At 65.1% G+C, this 16,424-nt stretch carries 15 protein-coding genes and 2 pseudogenes; 14 read left to right on the top strand and 3 right to left on the bottom strand.

Going from position 1 to position 16,424, the window contains the following annotated elements:
* Window positions 1-40: 40 nt before the first annotated feature.
* The 11 genes and pseudogenes from LB526_RS03865 to LB526_RS03815 all read left to right on the top strand — a co-directional run bounded on the left by LB526_RS03865 (window position 41) and on the right by LB526_RS03815 (window position 10,387).
* Entirely contained in the window at window positions 41-1,450 is a 1,410-nt protein-coding gene (locus LB526_RS03865; RefSeq protein WP_224626237.1) for an aldehyde dehydrogenase family protein, read from the top strand.
* Window positions 1,428-2,267: an N-formylglutamate amidohydrolase gene (locus LB526_RS03860; RefSeq protein WP_224626236.1), complete on the top strand. Its 840-nt coding sequence runs from the start codon at window positions 1,428-1,430 to the stop codon at window positions 2,265-2,267. The genes LB526_RS03865 and LB526_RS03860 overlap by 23 nt, the downstream gene beginning before the upstream one ends.
* A 71-nt stretch (window positions 2,268-2,338) precedes the next feature.
* Window positions 2,339-2,923: a helix-turn-helix domain-containing protein gene (locus LB526_RS03855; protein WP_095769008.1), complete on the top strand. Its 585-nt coding sequence runs from the start codon at window positions 2,339-2,341 to the stop codon at window positions 2,921-2,923.
* Between the two features lie 199 nt (window positions 2,924-3,122).
* Window positions 3,123-3,788: pseudogene (locus LB526_RS03850) on the top strand (ABC transporter ATP-binding protein); the annotation flags it as partial.
* A 42-nt stretch (window positions 3,789-3,830) separates the two neighbouring features.
* The gene (locus tag LB526_RS03845; RefSeq protein WP_224522855.1) at window positions 3,831-4,985 is read left to right on the top strand and encodes an ABC transporter substrate-binding protein; all 1,155 of its coding nucleotides are present in this window, start codon (window positions 3,831-3,833) and stop codon (window positions 4,983-4,985) included.
* A 16-nt stretch (window positions 4,986-5,001) separates the two neighbouring features.
* Complete coding sequence (locus LB526_RS03840; RefSeq protein ID WP_224522854.1) at window positions 5,002-5,706, top strand: ABC transporter ATP-binding protein; 705 nt, start codon at window positions 5,002-5,004, stop codon at window positions 5,704-5,706.
* Window positions 5,707-5,712: 6 nt separating this feature from the next.
* Window positions 5,713-6,612, top strand: coding sequence for a branched-chain amino acid ABC transporter permease (locus LB526_RS03835; RefSeq protein ID WP_224522853.1), 900 nt, complete (start codon window positions 5,713-5,715; stop codon window positions 6,610-6,612).
* 15 nt (window positions 6,613-6,627) lie between these two features.
* Window positions 6,628-7,725: a branched-chain amino acid ABC transporter permease gene (locus LB526_RS03830; RefSeq protein ID WP_224626232.1), complete on the top strand. Its 1,098-nt coding sequence runs from the start codon at window positions 6,628-6,630 to the stop codon at window positions 7,723-7,725.
* A 22-nt stretch (window positions 7,726-7,747) separates the two neighbouring features.
* Window positions 7,748-9,142, top strand: a complete 1,395-nt coding sequence (locus LB526_RS03825; RefSeq protein WP_224626230.1) for a glutamine synthetase family protein — start codon at window positions 7,748-7,750, stop codon at window positions 9,140-9,142.
* A gap of 224 nt (window positions 9,143-9,366) precedes the next feature.
* Window positions 9,367-10,094 (top strand): annotated as a pseudogene (locus tag LB526_RS03820) (AzlC family ABC transporter permease).
* The gene (locus tag LB526_RS03815; protein ID WP_140806929.1) at window positions 10,091-10,387 is read left to right on the top strand and encodes an AzlD family protein; all 297 of its coding nucleotides are present in this window, start codon (window positions 10,091-10,093) and stop codon (window positions 10,385-10,387) included. Before LB526_RS03820 ends, LB526_RS03815 begins: the two are co-directional and overlap by 4 nt.
* Window positions 10,388-10,833: 446 nt before the next feature.
* Here LB526_RS03815 and LB526_RS03810 read toward each other — a convergent pair whose 3' ends face one another.
* From LB526_RS03810 to LB526_RS03800, 3 genes are all read right to left on the bottom strand, one after another.
* Window positions 10,834-12,678 (bottom strand): aminopeptidase P family protein, encoded by a 1,845-nt coding sequence (locus LB526_RS03810; protein WP_224626226.1) that lies wholly within the window; start codon window positions 12,676-12,678, stop codon window positions 10,834-10,836.
* A gap of 98 nt (window positions 12,679-12,776) precedes the next feature.
* Entirely contained in the window at window positions 12,777-13,649 is an 873-nt protein-coding gene (locus LB526_RS03805) for a 50S ribosomal protein L11 methyltransferase (RefSeq protein WP_224626223.1), read from the bottom strand.
* On the bottom strand, window positions 13,649-14,233 hold the full coding sequence (locus tag LB526_RS03800) for an SCO family protein (RefSeq protein WP_318013249.1): 585 nt from the start codon (window positions 14,231-14,233) through the stop codon (window positions 13,649-13,651). Before LB526_RS03800 ends, LB526_RS03805 begins: the two co-directional genes overlap by 1 nt.
* Window positions 14,234-14,462: 229 nt before the next feature.
* Here LB526_RS03800 and LB526_RS03795 point away from each other — a divergent pair, with 229 nt between their 5' ends.
* The 3 genes from LB526_RS03795 to LB526_RS03785 all read left to right on the top strand — a co-directional run bounded on the left by LB526_RS03795 (window position 14,463) and on the right by LB526_RS03785 (window position 16,421).
* Window positions 14,463-14,891, top strand: coding sequence for a CreA family protein (locus LB526_RS03795; protein WP_224626417.1), 429 nt, complete (start codon window positions 14,463-14,465; stop codon window positions 14,889-14,891).
* 67 nt (window positions 14,892-14,958) lie between these two features.
* Complete coding sequence (locus LB526_RS03790) at window positions 14,959-15,627, top strand: DapH/DapD/GlmU-related protein (RefSeq protein WP_224626220.1); 669 nt, start codon at window positions 14,959-14,961, stop codon at window positions 15,625-15,627.
* Window positions 15,628-15,926: 299 nt separating this feature from the next.
* Window positions 15,927-16,421, top strand: a complete 495-nt coding sequence (locus LB526_RS03785; RefSeq protein WP_224522895.1) for a low affinity iron permease family protein — start codon at window positions 15,927-15,929, stop codon at window positions 16,419-16,421.
* Window positions 16,422-16,424 lie beyond the last annotated feature (3 nt).

Raw genomic sequence — 16,424 nt, 5'->3', positions numbered from 1 at the left:
GCCGTGGCTGACAGCTTCCTTTTGGGTGGATTCCAAGACCATGACCCTGCATTCCGGCGCGCGGACCTTCTCGGTGACCTCTCCTGTCGACGGCTCGATCTATGCCCAGCGCAACTATGCGGACGGGGCCGCGATCGAGTCGGCCGTCGCCCGCGCTCGCGCGGCGCTGCCGGGCTGGCGGCGCACGCCGCTGGCCGAGCGCCTGGCGATCCTTCTGCACTTCGGCGAGGAGATGAAGGCGCGCGCCGCTCCGCTGGCCGAGGCGGTGGCGTGGCAGATCGGCAGGCCCTTGTGGCAAGCCGACGAGACGCCGCGCCTGGCGCTGATCGGCGAGCTGCTTGCAGGCGCTGCACCGGACACGCTGGCCGACATGCCCTATCCGTCGGACGAGAACATCCGCCGCTATGCCAAGCCGGTGGCCGGCGGCCTACATCTTTCGATCTGCGCCTGGAACTACCCGACCGCCATGCTCGGCTATCTGGTCACGTCGCCGCTTGCCGCGGGCAATGTGGTGATCTTCAAGCATTCGCCGCAGACGCCGCTGATCGCGGAGCTCGCCGAGGAGGCTTTTCGCGCGGCCGGCGGGCCGGAAGGGGTCTTCCAGTGTCTGCACCTCGACCATCCGGATGCGGAGCGGCTGATCGCTTCCGGCGTCTTCAACGCCGTCAATTTCATCGGTTCGGTCAATGGCGGCCGGCGCGTGCATGCGGCGGCGGCCGGCACCTTCACCCAGGTCCATCTCGAGCTTGGCGGCAAGGATCCGACCTATGTGCGCTCCGACGCCGACCTCGAGGCGGCGGTTCCGCTGATCGCAGAGGGTACCTACTCCAACGCCGGCCAGTCCTGCTGCTCGGTGGAACGAATCTATGTCGACGGCCTGATTCACGACCGTTTTGTCGAGGCGCTGGTCGCCGAGACGGGGAAGTGGTCGATCGGCCATCCGATCGCTGAAAAGCCGATGGTCGGCTCGGTGGTGCGCGCGGTCGCGGCCGACACCATCCGCGGCCTCACCGAAAGCGCGGTGCGGGCAGGGGCGAAGCGCCTGATGCCGCAGGATGGCGCGCGCAAGGCGGCAAGCCTCGGGACCGCCTATGTCGCGCCGGAGGTGCTGACTGGCGTCGACCACAGCATGCCGATCATGCGCGACGAGTTGTTCGGGCCGGTGGCCTGCGTCCAGGCCGTCGGCGGCGACGACGAGGCGATCCGCCTGATGAACGACAGCGACTACGGCCTCAGCGCTTCGATCTGGACGCGCGATGTCGAACGCGGCGTGGCCTTGCTCGACGAGGTCGAGGCCGGCACCGTCTATCTCAATCGATGCGATCACGCCGACCTTTATCTGCCCTGGGGCGGCATCAAGAATTCCGGTCTTGGCCGCGCCAACGGGCGCGCCGGCCTCATCGAGGCGACGGCGGCGAAGGCTTATCATGTCCGCTCCGTCATCGCCTGACCGCCGGCGGCATCCGGTCGTGCGGGACCTTGAAAAGCTTGGCGACACGGCCGTCGCGGCGCTTGCCGCGGCCGGGGTGGAACGATTGCTGCCGGATGCGGCCAGCCCCTATCTTCTGATTGCCGAGCATGCCGGCAACGTCGTGCCGGCGCCGTGGCGCGACCTTGGCCTGGCGGAGCCTTATCTCGGCACGCATTTCGCGGTGGACATCGGCGTCGGCGCGCTGACGCGCCGGCTCTCGCGAACGCTGCGGGCGCCGGCGGTGATCGCGCGCTATTCACGGCTGTTCCTCGACTATAACCGCCCCGCCGAGGAGTGGGACTTCATGCGGCCCGACCTCGGCGGCATCCCTGTGCCGGGCAATCTCGCTGTGGACGCGGCGGATGCGAGGCTGCGCAAGCTCGTCGCCTGGGCGCCGGTCGAACGGACAATCATCGAAGCCGCTGCCGGCAGGCGGGCGCTGATCTCGGTGCACTCCTTCACGCCGGTGATGGGCGGCGTGAAGCGCAATGTGGATATCGGCGTGCTGTGGCGGGAACAGTCGCCCTTCGTCGCCCCGGTGCTGAAAACGCTTAGGGCCCAAGGCCCGGAAGCAGGCTTCAGAATCGGCGATAATGAACCTTACGACTGGCGCCAGGCTGTCGGCTACACCTTGAACCGGCACGGGCTGCAGCAGGGCCGGCCCTGCCTCTACCTCGAGCTGCGCAACGACTTGCTTGCCGATCCGGAAACTTTCGAACGCGTCAGCCGCGTCCTAGAGGCTGCCTTTGCCACCGTCGCGATATCCCTATGGCCGCAATCAGCCGTAGCCGTCTGAAGGCTGGACGCTCAAATATCGGAACGCTAGAGCTTGTCGAATTGGAAACACGACAGCCAAGGGCGTGGACGATGCAAGGCAATGTGGGCAGCAAGATCCGCGACGCGCGCAAGCAGCAGAACATCACCTTGCGCGATCTCAGCGAGCGCTCCGGCCTTTCCGTGTCCCAGCTCTCGAAGCTGGAGAACGGCAAGGCCAGGTTGACCGTCGATATCGCGCTGATGATTGCCGGCGTGCTGCACGTGCCGGTGGCCTCCTTCCTGTTCAGCCCGAAGCCCGGGCCGCAGGCGCGCCGCTCGATCACGCGCGCCGGCAGCGGCATCCTGCACGAAGGCAACGCCATGGAATTCGAGGTCTTGTGCAGCGATTTCCGCGACAAGACCAATATTTTCTGGCGCGTGACGTTGCGCGCCAGAACCTTCGAGGAAAACGGCGGCTGGCGCAGCCATTCGGGTGAGGAGTTCATCCATGTGTTGAGCGGCAGCCTGCAGCTCCACACGCTCCACTACGACCCGAGCGTCCTGCAGCCCGGCGACAGCATCCTGTTCGACGGCGAAATGCAGCACGCCTATGTGGCGCTCGGCGACGAGCCCGTCATCATGCTGATGTCGAACACGGTGCCGCGCGACGGGCTGCCGCCGGGAGCAGGCGTCTGACCGACGGGCCTCAGCCCTTCCGCTCAAGAATTTTTCTAGAATGGAAAAAAATACTTGTTATGGAAAAGTCGGGGGACTAGCATCCTTTTGACCGGCCGACAGGAGAACAGCCAGCGGCCGGGAATGGGAGAGATTACCGATGCTGTCGGTTGGGGCAGTCAGCAAGACATTCGGCGGCGTGCAGGCGTTGCGCAGCGCCTCGCTGACCTGCGAGGCCGGCGAGATCCTCGGTCTCATCGGTCCGAACGGCGCCGGCAAATCCACCCTCGTCAACGCCATTTCGGGCGTGCTCAAGCCGGACAGCGGCAGCGTGCGCCTCGCGGGCGAAGAGATCACGGGCCGCAGCCCAGAGCATTGCGCGCGGGCAGGGGTCGGCCGCACCTTCCAGACCATCAGATTATTCAAGGACCTGACTGTACGGCAGAATGTCGAGGTCGCGCATATCACTTGTCGGGCCGTGCGCCCCGATGCCGCCATGCGCATCGGCGTCGATCAGCTTCTGCAGCAATATGAGCTCGCAGGCTTCGCCGACAGCCCGGCCGGAACGCTGCCCTATGGCAGCCAGCGCCGGCTCGAGATCGCACGCGCGCTGGCGCTTGGGCCGTCGCTGTTGTTGCTCGACGAACCGGCCGCCGGTCTCAACGAGGCCGAGTCGGAGACGCTGGCCATCGCCATCGAAGGCATTCGCCGCGACGTCGGCTGCGCGACCATCGTCATCGATCACGACCTGCGCTTCATCAACCGGCTCTGCGACCGGCTTTGCGTGATGGACCAGGGCCAGGTGATCGCCTCGGGCGAGACGGAAGACGTGTGGCGCGATCCGCGCGTCATCGAGGTCTATGTCGGGCAGTCGGAGACGGCCTGAAGGCCCGGAAGAACAACCGCAATGAGAGGAAGGAGGGGTAGAATGGAAAAGATTTTGCTAGGAGCCGCGGTGCTGACCGCGGGACTGCTGCAGGCCGGGCATGCGGGCGCCGCCGATCTGAAGATCGGGCTAGCGGTCGCCATGACCGGCGCCTACGCGCCCTATAGCGAGGCCGAGGGCGCGCGCTGCATGGCCGACAGGCTGAACAAGGCTGCCGGCGCCAACGACCCCAAGGTCGAACTGATGATTGAGGACAACCGCTCCGATCCGCAGCTTTCGGTCTCGCTCGGCCAGAAATTCCTCGATGCCGGCGCGCAGGTGATCACCGGCGTGCCGTTTCCCGATGCGCTGATCCCGATGGCGCAGACCGCGCAGCCTTATGGCGCAACCGTGTTCTCGGCTCCGAACACGCAGCTCGAGATGCAGCAGGCTGGGCTCGACAACTTCATCGCCGGCGCCGTGCCCGATCCGATCAATGCCTCGGCCACCGCCAACGCGCTTTACGGCAAAGGCGCGCGGACCGTCGCGCTGATGGTGTCACCCGATGCCGGGTCCTACTCGGAGAAGCTGCCGGAGTGGTTCGGCGAGGTGTTCGAGCATCTCGGTGGCAAGGTGGTCGGCAAATTCAACTATTCCTACGGCACCACCGACTGGTCGCCGCAGATCGCCTCGATCAAGGCGTTGCCACAGAAGCCGGACGCGATCCATATCTGCGCAGTGCTGCCCGATGTCGGCATCCTGATCCGGCAATTGCGCGCCAACGGCTACGAGGGGTGGGTGGCGGGCTGCGATGCCTTCGACGACAAGTCGCTGGAAGGCACGGTCGGCGATCCGAAGTCGCTGGAAAAGGTGATGTTCGCGACCCATGGCGCGACCGGCGTCGACGGCCCGATCGACAAGTTCCTCGCCCAGTGCAAGGCCGACGGCTACAAGATCAACGGCATCTTCGACGCGCTCGGCGCCGACATGGTGCAGATCAGCTACGAAGCGGCGAAAAAGGCCGGCACCGTCGACCCCGCCGCCTTACGCGAGGCGATCCGCGCGCCTGGCGGCTATCCGGGCACCACCGCGCCGACGATCTCCTTCGCCGAGAAGAAGGGCTATCCGGTCAAGGCCGTGCCGGTGATGGGCTTTGCCGACGGCAAGCGGGTGCTGATCACCGACACGCCGCCGACCTTCGTTCCGGCGCTGAACTAAGCGGGGCCGGGAACACGTGCTGAAGGTCGAGAAGCTTGTCGTGCGCTATGGCGCCGTCACGGCGGTGCGCGAGTTGTCGCTCGAGGTCGGGCAGGGCGAGCTTGTCGCCCTGCTCGGGCCCAACGGCGCCGGCAAGAGCTCGACCATCAACGCGCTGACCGGGCTGGTCACGCCGGCTTCGGGGCACATCGTGCTCGACGGCAAGGACATCTCGCATGTCCGCACCGAGGACCGCATCCGCGCCGGACTGACCGCGACGCCGGAAGGCCGGCACATCTTCTCCAACCTGAGCGTCGGCGAGAACCTGCGGCTAGGAGCCGCGACAAGGCGCGACCCCGCCGGCGTGCGCCAGGATATCGAGCGGTTCCTGTCGCTGTTCCCGGTGCTGTCCGAACGCTTCGGCCAGGCGGCCGGCACGCTTTCGGGCGGGGAGCAGCAGATGCTGGCGATCGCCCGTTCGCTGATGTCGCGGCCGAAGCTGCTGCTGCTCGACGAGCCGTCGCTCGGGCTCGCGCCCAAGATCGTGGCGCGCATCTTCGATTTCATCGGCGAGCTCAAGGCGCAAGGGCTGACGCTGCTGGTGGTCGAGCAGAACGCCAAACAGGCGCTGCGCTTCGCCGACCGCGTCTATGTCGTGAGCTCGGGCACGCTGCGCTATGACGGACCGCCGGCCAGGCTCGCCGACGAGCACGGCCTGTTCAACCTTTATATCGGCGGGTAGGCGGCGATGGATTACGCCTTGCAGCAACTCCTCAACGCGCTCGCCTTCGGTGCGGAATATTCCCTGGTGGCGCTCGGGCTCGCCGTCGTCTTCTCGATCATGGGGCTGGTGAATTTCGCCCATGGCGAGATCATCGGGGTCTCGGCCTACAGCGTGTTCCTGGCTGCCGCGCTCGGGCTGACCTCGCCCTTCGTCGCGGTGCTGCTTGCCGTCGGCATGGCGGCGCTGGCGGCGGTGGTGTTCGAACGCGTCGCCTTCCGGCCGGTGCGCTATGCGCCTACCACCACCGGGCTGCTCACCGCCTTCGGCGTGTCGATCGTGGTGCAGAACCTTTTCATGCTTTTGGTCTCGCCAAAGCCGCAGTCGGTCTCGATCCTCAACGGCTTGAACCAGATGTGGTTCTTCGGCCCCTTCGCCGTCTCCTCGCTGCAAGTGATGGAACTGATCGTGTCGGGCCTGACCATCCTTGCGCTCGTGCTCTTCCTCAACCGCTCGACGCTCGGGCTCGCCATTCGCGCTGCCGCGCGCGACTTCGCCACCGTGCGGCTGATGGGGATCAAGGCAAACCGGGTGATTGCCACGGCGTTTGCGATTTCGGGCGCGCTGGCGGGCATCGCCGCCGTCTTCATCCTGGCGCGGCGCGGCAGCGTCTCACCCGATCTCGGCTTCGGCCTGGTGCTGAAGGCCTTTGTCGCCTGCGTCATCGGCGGCTTCGGCTCGCTGCCGGGTGCTGCGGTCGGCGGCATGCTGCTCGGCTTCATCGAAGTCGGCCTGCTCGTCGCGCTGCCGCAGGAATATGCGGGCTTCCGGGACGCGCTCACCTACGCCATCATCGTCGCGCTGCTCGTCTACCGGCCGGAAGGCCTGCTCGGCCAGCGCATCGAACTCGGCGACAAAGAGATTTAGGGCGGGAGATCTGACGTGGCAGGCTCCGAACTCTCGCAAGCGGTCGAACAGATGGCGGCGCCGGCCGCCACCGCGCAGCCCGGCAACGCGATCCTCCGCTCGCTGATCGGCGGGCTGGTGACAGCGCTGCCGGTGCTGGCGATCGGGCTCCTGGTGCTGAACTTCGCGCCGACCTACTACACCTTCCTCGCACTCGGCGCCTTCGTAAACCTGATCGTCGTGGTCGGCCTGCAAGTGTCCATGGGCAATTCCAACATCGCCAATCTCGGCCACAGCGCCTTTGTCGGGCTCGGCGCCTATAGCGTCGCCATCCTGTCGACGCCGCTTGCCATGAAGAAGCTGTCGATCCCCAACGCGCCGTTCGGCTTTGCGACGCTGGAGCTCGATCCGGTTTCGTCGGCGCTCATTGCGCTCTTGGTGGTCGGCATCGTGGCGCTGGTCAGCGGCAAGGTGATCAGCCGGCTGTCGGGGGTCGCTGCGACCATCGTCAGCCTGGCGCTGCTGATCATCGTCCATTCGGTTTTCCTCAACTGGACCAATCTGTTCAAGGGCAACCAGGCTTTCTTCGGCATTCCGAAAGTGGTCGGCCTGCCGTGGATGCTGGTCTTCGCGGTGATGGCGATCGTGGCGGCGCGACTGTTCAAGGACAGCCGCTGGGGCTTGCAGCTGCGGGCCAGCGCGCAGAGCCCTCAGGCTGCGGCTGCGCTCGGCATCGATGCGAAGAAACTGCGGCTTATGTCATGGGTGCTGTCGGCGCTGATCTGCGGGCTCGCCGGCGTGCTCTACGCCTATTTCGCCGGCACGATCAGCCCAAAACTGTTCTATTTCCAGATGATCTTCAACACGCTGGCGATGCTGATCCTCGGCGGCATGGCAACGGTGACTGGGGCGGTCACCGGCGTCATCGTGCTTTCGATCGGGCTGGAATTCATCCGCAGCATTGAGTCCGGCGTGACGGTCGCGGGTATCCAGATGCCGCAGCTGCTCGGCCTGTCGGGCGTGGCGCTCGGCGTTGTCATCGTGCTTTGCATGGCGTTCCGGCCGAGCGGCATCAGCGGACGGCACGAGCTCGACGAGCTGCTGTCGCTTCTTTTGCGGCGCAGGGCCAAATAGCTTTTCCTGGTGGAGGTTGAACGTGGAATTTGAGGACAGGGTGGCGGAGTATGCGCCGAAGCTCGACGCGTTGCAGGCCGAGCTCGCATCGCGCGGCGTCGAGTTCATCGAGGTGCATACGGTCGACACGTCAGGCGTCGTGCGCTCCAAGATCGCGCCGCTGAAGCTTTCCACCTATGGCGAATCGATCAATGCCATCCTTTATTGCGTCACGCATGGCGACGGCCAGCCGATGGGCGACGTCGCCTTCGCCTCGCCGAGCGCCAATGAGGAGAACGGCTTTCCCAACATCAAGGGTATCATCGATCCGGATACGGTGGTGCAGCATGGCTGGAAGCCGAAATTCGCTTCCGCCATCACGCGCTCCTACATGCTGGACGGCGCCGTCTGTCCGTATGACCCGCGCGGCGTGCTGGCGCGCGTCGAGGAGCGCGCGAGGGCGCTTGGCTATGAGCCGAAATTCGCGCTCGAATACGAGTTCGGCATTTTCCACGCCGACCATGATCTGATGCGCGCCGGCCGTTATCGCGAGCTGAAGCCATGGGGCCATTCGCTGATCAACTACGACCTCGTGCGCAGTGGCGAATACCAGGATTTCGCCGCCGAGTTCATTACGCGCATGAAGAGCATCGACATCGGCGTCGCCTCGCTGGTGACCGAATATGGCTACGGCATGTATGAATACGCGCTAATGCCGAAGAGCGCGTTGGCGGCGGCGGATGCCGCGATGCGCGCCAAGCTGCATCTGCGCGAGCTGTGCGCCGAGCGTGGCTTGGTGGCGACCTTCATGACGCGCTTCCAGCCGCCGGGCAAGGAAAGCGCCTGCGGCGCGCACCATCATGTCAGCCTGTGGCGGGACGGCAAGCCGGCCTTCGCGGCTGGACCGAACCGGCTGACGCCGGTCGCCGAGAAATTCCTCGCCGGCGTGCTCAACCGCATGCAGGAGACCCATATTTTCTTCCGGCCGACGGTCAACTCCTACCGCCGCTTCGATCGCGGCGCGTGGTCGCCGGAAGACGTCGCCTGGGGCTTCGAGAACCGCACCGCGCCGATCCGCGCCATCACCACGCCGAACGATGCCGCGTGCCGGTTCGAGCACCGGGCGCCTGGCGCCGACGTCAATCCCTATCTCTCGATCGCCGCGATCCTGGCGGCCGGCTGCGAAGGCATCGAGAAGGATTTGCCGCTCGAGGCGCCGGTGACGAGCAACCTCGCCAATCTCGACAAGCCGAAGCTGCCGCGCACGCTGAATGCTTCTATTGAAGCCTTCGCCGCATCCGATTTCTGCGCCGAGGCGTTCGGCGAAGCGTTCCGCGACAACTACGCCGAAAGCCGCCGCGCCGAGCAGGCGGCCTTCGATGTCTGGCAGGCCTCGCATATCACGGACTTCGAGTGGCAGCGCTATTTCGTCAGCTGAGCTGCCTGAAGATTTCCAACGTTTCGCAACCCGGCGATCAGTTCCGCTGATCGCTGGGTCAAGCGAATTGGTGTGACATTGGAGGCGACGCTCTCTAAATCAAGCCGCTCTTAAAGCGCGTGCGCTGAACGAATCCAGGCGACGCGCTTTAAGTCTTTTGTTGATGCATGTCGTTGTCCCAGAACCGCTGCGCACTTCTGGGCGACATGCACGAGGAGCGGCGCATGGCAGCGGAAGCAATCTCTGAAGGCAGAACGGGCGGCGATTTCTGGGACGGCGTGCGGCTTTCAATGCCGGTGGTCGTCGCCTCGCGCCGTTCGCGATCCTGTTCGGCACGATCGCCGTCGACAATGGGTTTTCCGTCCTCGAAGCCTTCCTGATGAGCGCCATGATCTATGGCGGCGCCAGCCAGATGGTCGGCATCGAACTGTTCGGCCAGCATGTCGCGCCATGGCTGATCGTGCTGTCGATCTTCGCGGTGAACTTTCGCCACGTGCTCTATTCGGCCGGCATCGGCAGGCGCATCGCGCATTGGCCGGTGCTCCAGCAGGCGCTCGGCTATTTCATCCTGACGGATCCGCAATTCGCCATCGCTGAGGCAAGGGCCGAGTCCGGCCGGCCCGTCGGCTTCGTCTGGTATCTCGGGCTCGGCCTGCCGGTCTATGCGTTTTGGGTGATCGAAAGCGGATTGGGCGCGGTGTTCGGCAAGATGATCCCGGACACGCATGCGCTGGGCATCGATTTCCTTTTGCCGATCTATTTCCTCGGCCTGGTGCTCGGCTTCCGCAAACGGCCGCTCTGGGGCCCTGTCGTCGCCGCCAGCGCCGTCGCCTCGATCATCGCCTATCGGACCGTCGGCTCGCCCTGGCATGTCTCGATCGGCGCGGTCGCCGGCGTTCTCCTGGCGGTGATCCTGCCGCCGCATCACAGCGGCGTGGGCAAGCGGCCATGAGCACGACCTTCTGGATCATCCTGGCCGGCGCCGTCGCCACCTATCTGACCCGCGTCGGCGGCCACCTCGTCATCTCGCGCTTTGAGACCATCCATCCGCGCGTCGAAGCTGGGCTCAACGCCGTGCCGGCCGCGGTGCTGACGACCTTGGTGGCGCCCGAGCTGCTGCATGCCGGGCCCGCTGAGTGGGCGGCGCTGATCGTCACCGTGCTGGTGTCGCTGCGCGGCGGCCTGATGGCGATGTTTCTGGCTGGAGCCGCTGTCCTGATTCTGGCGAGGCAGTTCGTCGGATAGCTTTCCATCCTGAATGGCTGGCGCTGCCCCTCATTGTCCTGCCCGTCCTCCGCAGCAGCTTCGGAGGATGAACTGGGCATTTCTCGCTGTGGAGCGCTAGGGGATGCACACATTTCCCAAGCGGCTGGTCTTTGGACGATAGCGTGCATAGCAGCTTGGCGCATGCATTGTCTTACGCTGCGCTGGTCGACCCCCACTCCGTCTCGGCTTCGCCGAGCCACCTCTCCCCCGATCGACGGGGGAGAGGAAGGGCGCCGAGCTTTTTGCCGCCAACGCTCGTCCAGCAAGGCTCCCTTCCTTTCCCTCCGGGGGGGAAAGGTGGCGCTGCGAAGCAGCGACGGATTGGGGGAACCACGTGGCAATCAAGGCTTCGGCCTGATCAGTCGCGCCAGTCACAGAAGATGTGTGCATGGCGTAGCCGTCGAACCGGGAGACAGAAACTCACCTCAAATCTTCGCATCGTGCGGCAGCGGTGCTGTCGCCTTCTCCAGCCAGGCCAGCGTTTCGCCGTCGACCATCGGGCCGATCTCGGCCAGCACCCGGGCATGATAGCGGTCGAGCCACTGCAACTCGTCCCGGTGCAACAGATCGGTGCGGATGAGCCGCTTGTCGATCGGCGCCAGCGTCAGCGTCTCGAAGCCATGCATGGCGATGTCGCCGCCCTCGATCTGCTCCGCCGGCGTGACCAGGATCAGGTTCTCGATGCGGATGCCGTAGGCGCCTTCCTTGTAGTAGCCCGGTTCGTTGGACAGCATCATGCCGGCCAGCAGCTTTTCTGTGCCGGTGCGGGCGATGCGCTGCGGCCCTTCATGCACGGCAAGGTAGGAGCCGACGCCGTGGCCGGTGCCGTGGGCGAAGTCGCAGCCATGCTTCCATAGGGCCACGCGGGCAACGGCGTCGATCTCCGAACCGCGCGTGCCGGCGGGGAAGCGCAGCGTCGAGATGCCGATCATGCCCTTCAGCACGAGGGTGAAGCGCTCGCGCATCTCCTCGCTCGGCTGGCCGATCGGCACGGTGCGGGTGATGTCGGTCGTGCCGTCCTGATACTGGCCGCCGGAATCGAGCAGGAACAGCTCGCCGCTTTCAAGCTTGCGGCTGGTGGCGCGCGAGACGCGGTAGTGCATGATGGCGCCGTTCGGGCCGGCGCCGGAAATCGTGTCGAAGGACACGTCGCGCAGCGGCATCTGCGTTTCCTCGCCGGTCTGCCGGCGCACCTCCTCAAGCTTGGTGACGACGGCGATTTCGTCCAGCGTGCCGGGCTTCTGGCGGTCGAGCCAGCACAGCAACTTGGCGACCGCGGCGCCGTCGCGGCGATGCGCGGCGCGGCTGCCAGCGATCTCGGCCTGGTTCTTGGTCGCGCGGGGGATACGCGCCGGGTCGGCCGCCAAGACGACCGTGCCGCCATTGTCCTCGACCAGCATGCGGAGCTTCTCCGCCGCCAGCACCGGATCGAGCGCGATCTTGGCGCCGTCCTTGGCTAGCGCGACGATGGCGGCTTCGAACTCGCCCGGATCATGCGGATCGGCAAGCTGGGTGAGATAGGCTGCGACCTGGCGCGGGAATTTACGCTGGTCCATGAACAGCTGATGCTTGCTATCGGCGGCGAGGATGGCGAAGCCGAGCGCCAGGGGCGTATGCGGCACGTCGCCGCCACGGATGTTGAAGGCCCAGGCTATCGAGGAAGGATCGGTCAGCACCGCATGGGCGGCGCCGTCCTTTTCGATCGCGCCCGCCAGCCGCTTGAGCTTGTCCTTGGCGAGCTCGCCGGCAAGATTCTGCGGATGGATCTCGACAGGCGCGCGGGGCGGGTCCGGCTGATCCGTCCAGATGATGTCGATGGGATTCCTGTCGAGCGGCACCAATGTCGCGCCGGATTGCTCGGCCGATGCCTTCAGCGCCTTGATCTCGCCGATCGTGTGCAGCCAGGGGTCGAAGCCGAGCCTTGCGCCCTTGCCGAGATTGTCCTTGATCCAGCTGGCCGGCGGATTGTCGACAAGGCTTTCGACGGTGAAGATCGACAGGTCGACTTCATTGCGCACCTGCAGCGTGTAGCGGCCGTCGACGAAGATGAAGGCGCGGTCGCGCAGCACGATCGCGACGCCGGCCGAACCGGAAAAGCCGGTCAGCCACTTCAGCCGCGCCGAGCGGTCGGCGACATATTCGCCCTGGTGCTCGTCCGCGCGGGGAACAAGGAAGCCATCCAAACCATTCTCAGCCAGCCATTGCCGCAGCTGCGCCACACGCGGCTTACCGACGGCAGGATCACCAGCGGAATCAAAGGTCTGGAACATTTTTGGCCTCTCTTCGATGCTTGTTGCGAGCGTAGCGCATGACCCCGGAAATCGGAATCGATTTCGGCAGGGCCAGATCGGCTGGATGCAACCCGGCCTCAGCGCTTGAGGTGGATGGTCACCCAGCCCTCGCGATGCAAGGTGCGCACGTGGCGGAAAGCCTGTCCGACATAGGCCGAGATCACCGCGTCGCGCTGCCGGTCGAGGATGCCGGAGAGCACCAGCGAGCCGCCGAGGCTGATGTGCTTGGCCATTTCGGGCGCGAGCCGCATCAGCGGCCGGGCCAGGATGTTGGCGACGATGAGGTCGAAAGGCGCGCGCCTGGCGAAGATCGGATGATGGAAGCCGGGCGCCGTCACCGTCTCGACCAGCGCCTTGACGTGGTTGAGGCGGGCATTGGCGGCGGCGACGCGGACGGCGACCGGATCGATGTCGGTCGCCAGCACCCGGATATGCGCGAGCTTGGCCAGCGCAATCGCAAGCACGGCGCTGCCGGTGCCGAGGTCGAGCGCGTTGCGCGGCCGCTCGCGCAGCACCACCTGCTCCAGCACTTCGAGGCAGCCGGCGGTGGTGCCGTGGTGTCCGGTGCCGAAGGCAAGGCCCGCCTCGATCTCGATGGCGAGGTCGCCACTGCGACGCTTGGCCCGGTCGTGCGAGCCGTGGACTAAGAAGCGTCCGGCGCGGACCGGCTTCAACCCTTCCAGCGAGCGCGACACCCAGTCGACGTCGGGAAGGACCTCACGTTCGACAGGCTTCGACAGGCCGAGACCGGCGAGGACATCCCTGACCCGGACCTCCACGGGATCGACGTCGCCATCGGCATAAAGCGACACTTCGTGGATGTCTTTTTCCTCGTCGAGCTCCAGCACGGCGACCGGCAGGCCGTCCTCCTCGAAGGCGGCGTCCAGTGCGGCAAAGATGCGGTCGGCCTCGAGCTTGTTGGCGGTGAAGTGGAGCCTAGTCTGGCCCATCAGGTTTGCCCACCCGCAGCCAGCCGCTTCAGCTTGGCTATCGCGGTGTCGGCGCTCTCCCCATAGGCGATGGTGCCGGCGAAATCGCCCTTGGCGTTGAGCAGCAGCACCGAGGCCGTGTGGTCCATCGTGTAGTCGCCGTCGCCGGTGTCGACCTTCTTCCAATAGATACCGAAGGCCTTGGCCATGGCGTGCACCTTGTCCGGCTCGCCGGTGATGCCGGTGATCCGGTCGGAGAAGTTGCTGACATAGGTGTTCATCGTCTCCGGCGTGTCGCGTTCCGGATCGACCGTGACGAAATAGGCGTTGAGGTCCTTGCCGCTGTCGCCCATCGTCTTCAGCCAGCCGGCGAGCTCAAACAGTGTCGTCGGGCAGACTTCAGGGCAATGGGTGAAGCCGAAGAACACGACGCTGGGGTGTCCCCTGAAGGCGGCTTCGGTGATCGGCGCGCCTTTCTGGTCGACCAGCGTGAAGGGCGCGCCGAAGGGCTCGCCGCCATAGTGGCCCCGGTACCAGTCGAATGTCAGCCAGCCGATGCCCGCCGCCATCAGGACGAGAATGCCGATCAGGATGGAGCGCATCATCAGTGAATGTCCGTTGCTTTGGCTGGAAGCCAGTTCGGCGACAGTCTTAGCGGGTCGGCGCCGGGCGCGCAAAGATGTCGCGTTGCCGCAAGCCGCCGGGCGGCCGATCGGCTTGCAAACGCCACGATCCTGTCCCACCTGACATCGGCAAACGTGAACCGAGGAGGCTTCCTTGCGAAAACTGATCGGCTTGTTCGCCGCCTGTCTTGCCCTGAGCGCCGGCGCGGCCATGGCTGACGAAGTGGGTAAAGTGGGTGTCGACTGGGTCGGCAACGACATCATGGTCGACGCGATCAAGGACCCGAAGGTCGACGGCGTCACCTGCCATGTCGCCTATTTCGACCGCAGCATCATCGACCGGCTGCATAAGGGCAACTGGTTCGAGGATCCTTCCGATTCGTCGATCTCCTGCCGCCAGACCGGGCCGATCACCATCGGCGACATCGACATGGGCGAGAGCGGCGAGGAGGTGTTCAAGCAGGGCCTCAGCCTGATCTGGAAAAAGCAGGTGGTGAACCGCATCTACGACAAGAAGAACGAGACGCTGATCTATCTGTCGCATTCGCGCCAGGTGCAGAACGGCTCGGCGAAGATGTCGGTCACGACCGTGCCGCTTTACGGCCAGAACGTGGTGTGGGCCAAAGGCAAGCCGCAATAGGCTCCTACAGGCTTGCCGGGGACAGGTCACGCTTGCGGGCAATCTCCCGCCGGCGTAAAGCCGCTTCATGGATCGTCCTGAAAACCTCATCCTCAAGGACCCCGAGCCGCGCATCCATCCGACCGCGGAGCTGAAGGCATGCAGGCTCGGCCGCTATGCCTCGATCGGCGAGCGGGTGATCCTGCGCGAGGTGAGCGTCGGCGACTTTTCCTATTTCGAACGCCATTGCGAGGCGATCTACACGACGATCGGCAAGTTCTGCTCGATCGCTGCGAACAGCCGCATCAACGCGCTCGAGCATCCGATCGAGCGGCTGACACAGCACAAGGTCAGCTACCGGCCGAACGAGTATTTTCGCTGGCTGGGCGTCGACACGGCTTTTCGCGCGCGACGGCAAGCAAAATCGGTCATCATCGGCCATGATGTCTGGATCGGACACGGCGCGGTGATCATGCCGGGTGTCGCGATCGGCAACGGCGCGGTCATCGGCGCCAATGCGGTGGTGACACATGACGTCGCGCCCTACACGATCGTCGCAGGCGTTCCGGCAAAGCCGCTGCGCCGGCGGTTCTCCGCCACCGTCGCGTCGCGCATCGAAGCCCTTGCCTGGTGGGACTGGCAGCCCGAGAAACTGGCGAGCGCAATCCCCGATATGCAGGCCATGCCGATCGAAGCCTTTCTCGATCGTTGGCAAGAAACGCTCACCGACACGGGCGGAACGCCGTCGAGCACATGACCGGCGCTGTCTGACCTGGTCCCCTTCCACTCTCGGAACTAAATGCCCCTTCCGCCATGCGGGGGTGGCGCGGCGGAAGGGGCTGGAGGTAAACCGCCGTGAAGCGGAAGGAACAGGCTTTCGGCCTGCACCGGCACTATTGCAAATAAACGGATAAGGTGTTTTTTCGCGAAACTGCGCTTTCTGCGTGTAGCCGATTGCGTGCACGTGTCGGCACAAAATTCGATCCCGCGGAACCGGAGCGGGCGGCAGCTTGTTTCTTCGCAAATGCCAGCACATCCACGGTTCGAGGGACTTGCATGATCGAGAAGGTTTTCACGCGGATAGCTAACCAGGTGGCACATCTGGCGGGGCTGCCGCCCACCTTCGCCATCTGTGTGGCGATCGTGGTTGTATGGGCGTTGAGTGGACCGCTCTTCGGGTTCTCGGACACTTGGCAATTGGTCATCAACACCGGCACCACCATCATCACCTTTCTGATGGTGTTCCTGATCCAGAACACGCAAAATCGCGATGGCGCGGCGATCCAGGCCAAGCTGGACGAACTGATCAGGGTGAGCCGCGCCCATAACCATTTCATCGGAATCGAACACCTGACGGAGTCAGAGGTGGAGGAGATCCGCTCGAAATGCGAGGCGGCGGCAAAACGGCATGACAGCGAGATCGCCGAAAAGGCGGCCAAGAAGGCCGTCGCCGGAAAGAACGGCACCAGGCATGCGCCGAAGACAGCCGGCGCGGCCACAAAGAAGACCGCGGCCGGGAAGAACGCATCCAAGAAGAAAGCCGCGGCTTGACAG

Origin of the sequence: Mesorhizobium sp. CA6, assembly GCF_020165035.1 — a bacterium.
Lineage (GTDB): Bacteria > Pseudomonadota > Alphaproteobacteria > Rhizobiales > Rhizobiaceae > Mesorhizobium.
This window is presented reverse-complemented; position numbering and strand designations above follow the sequence as displayed.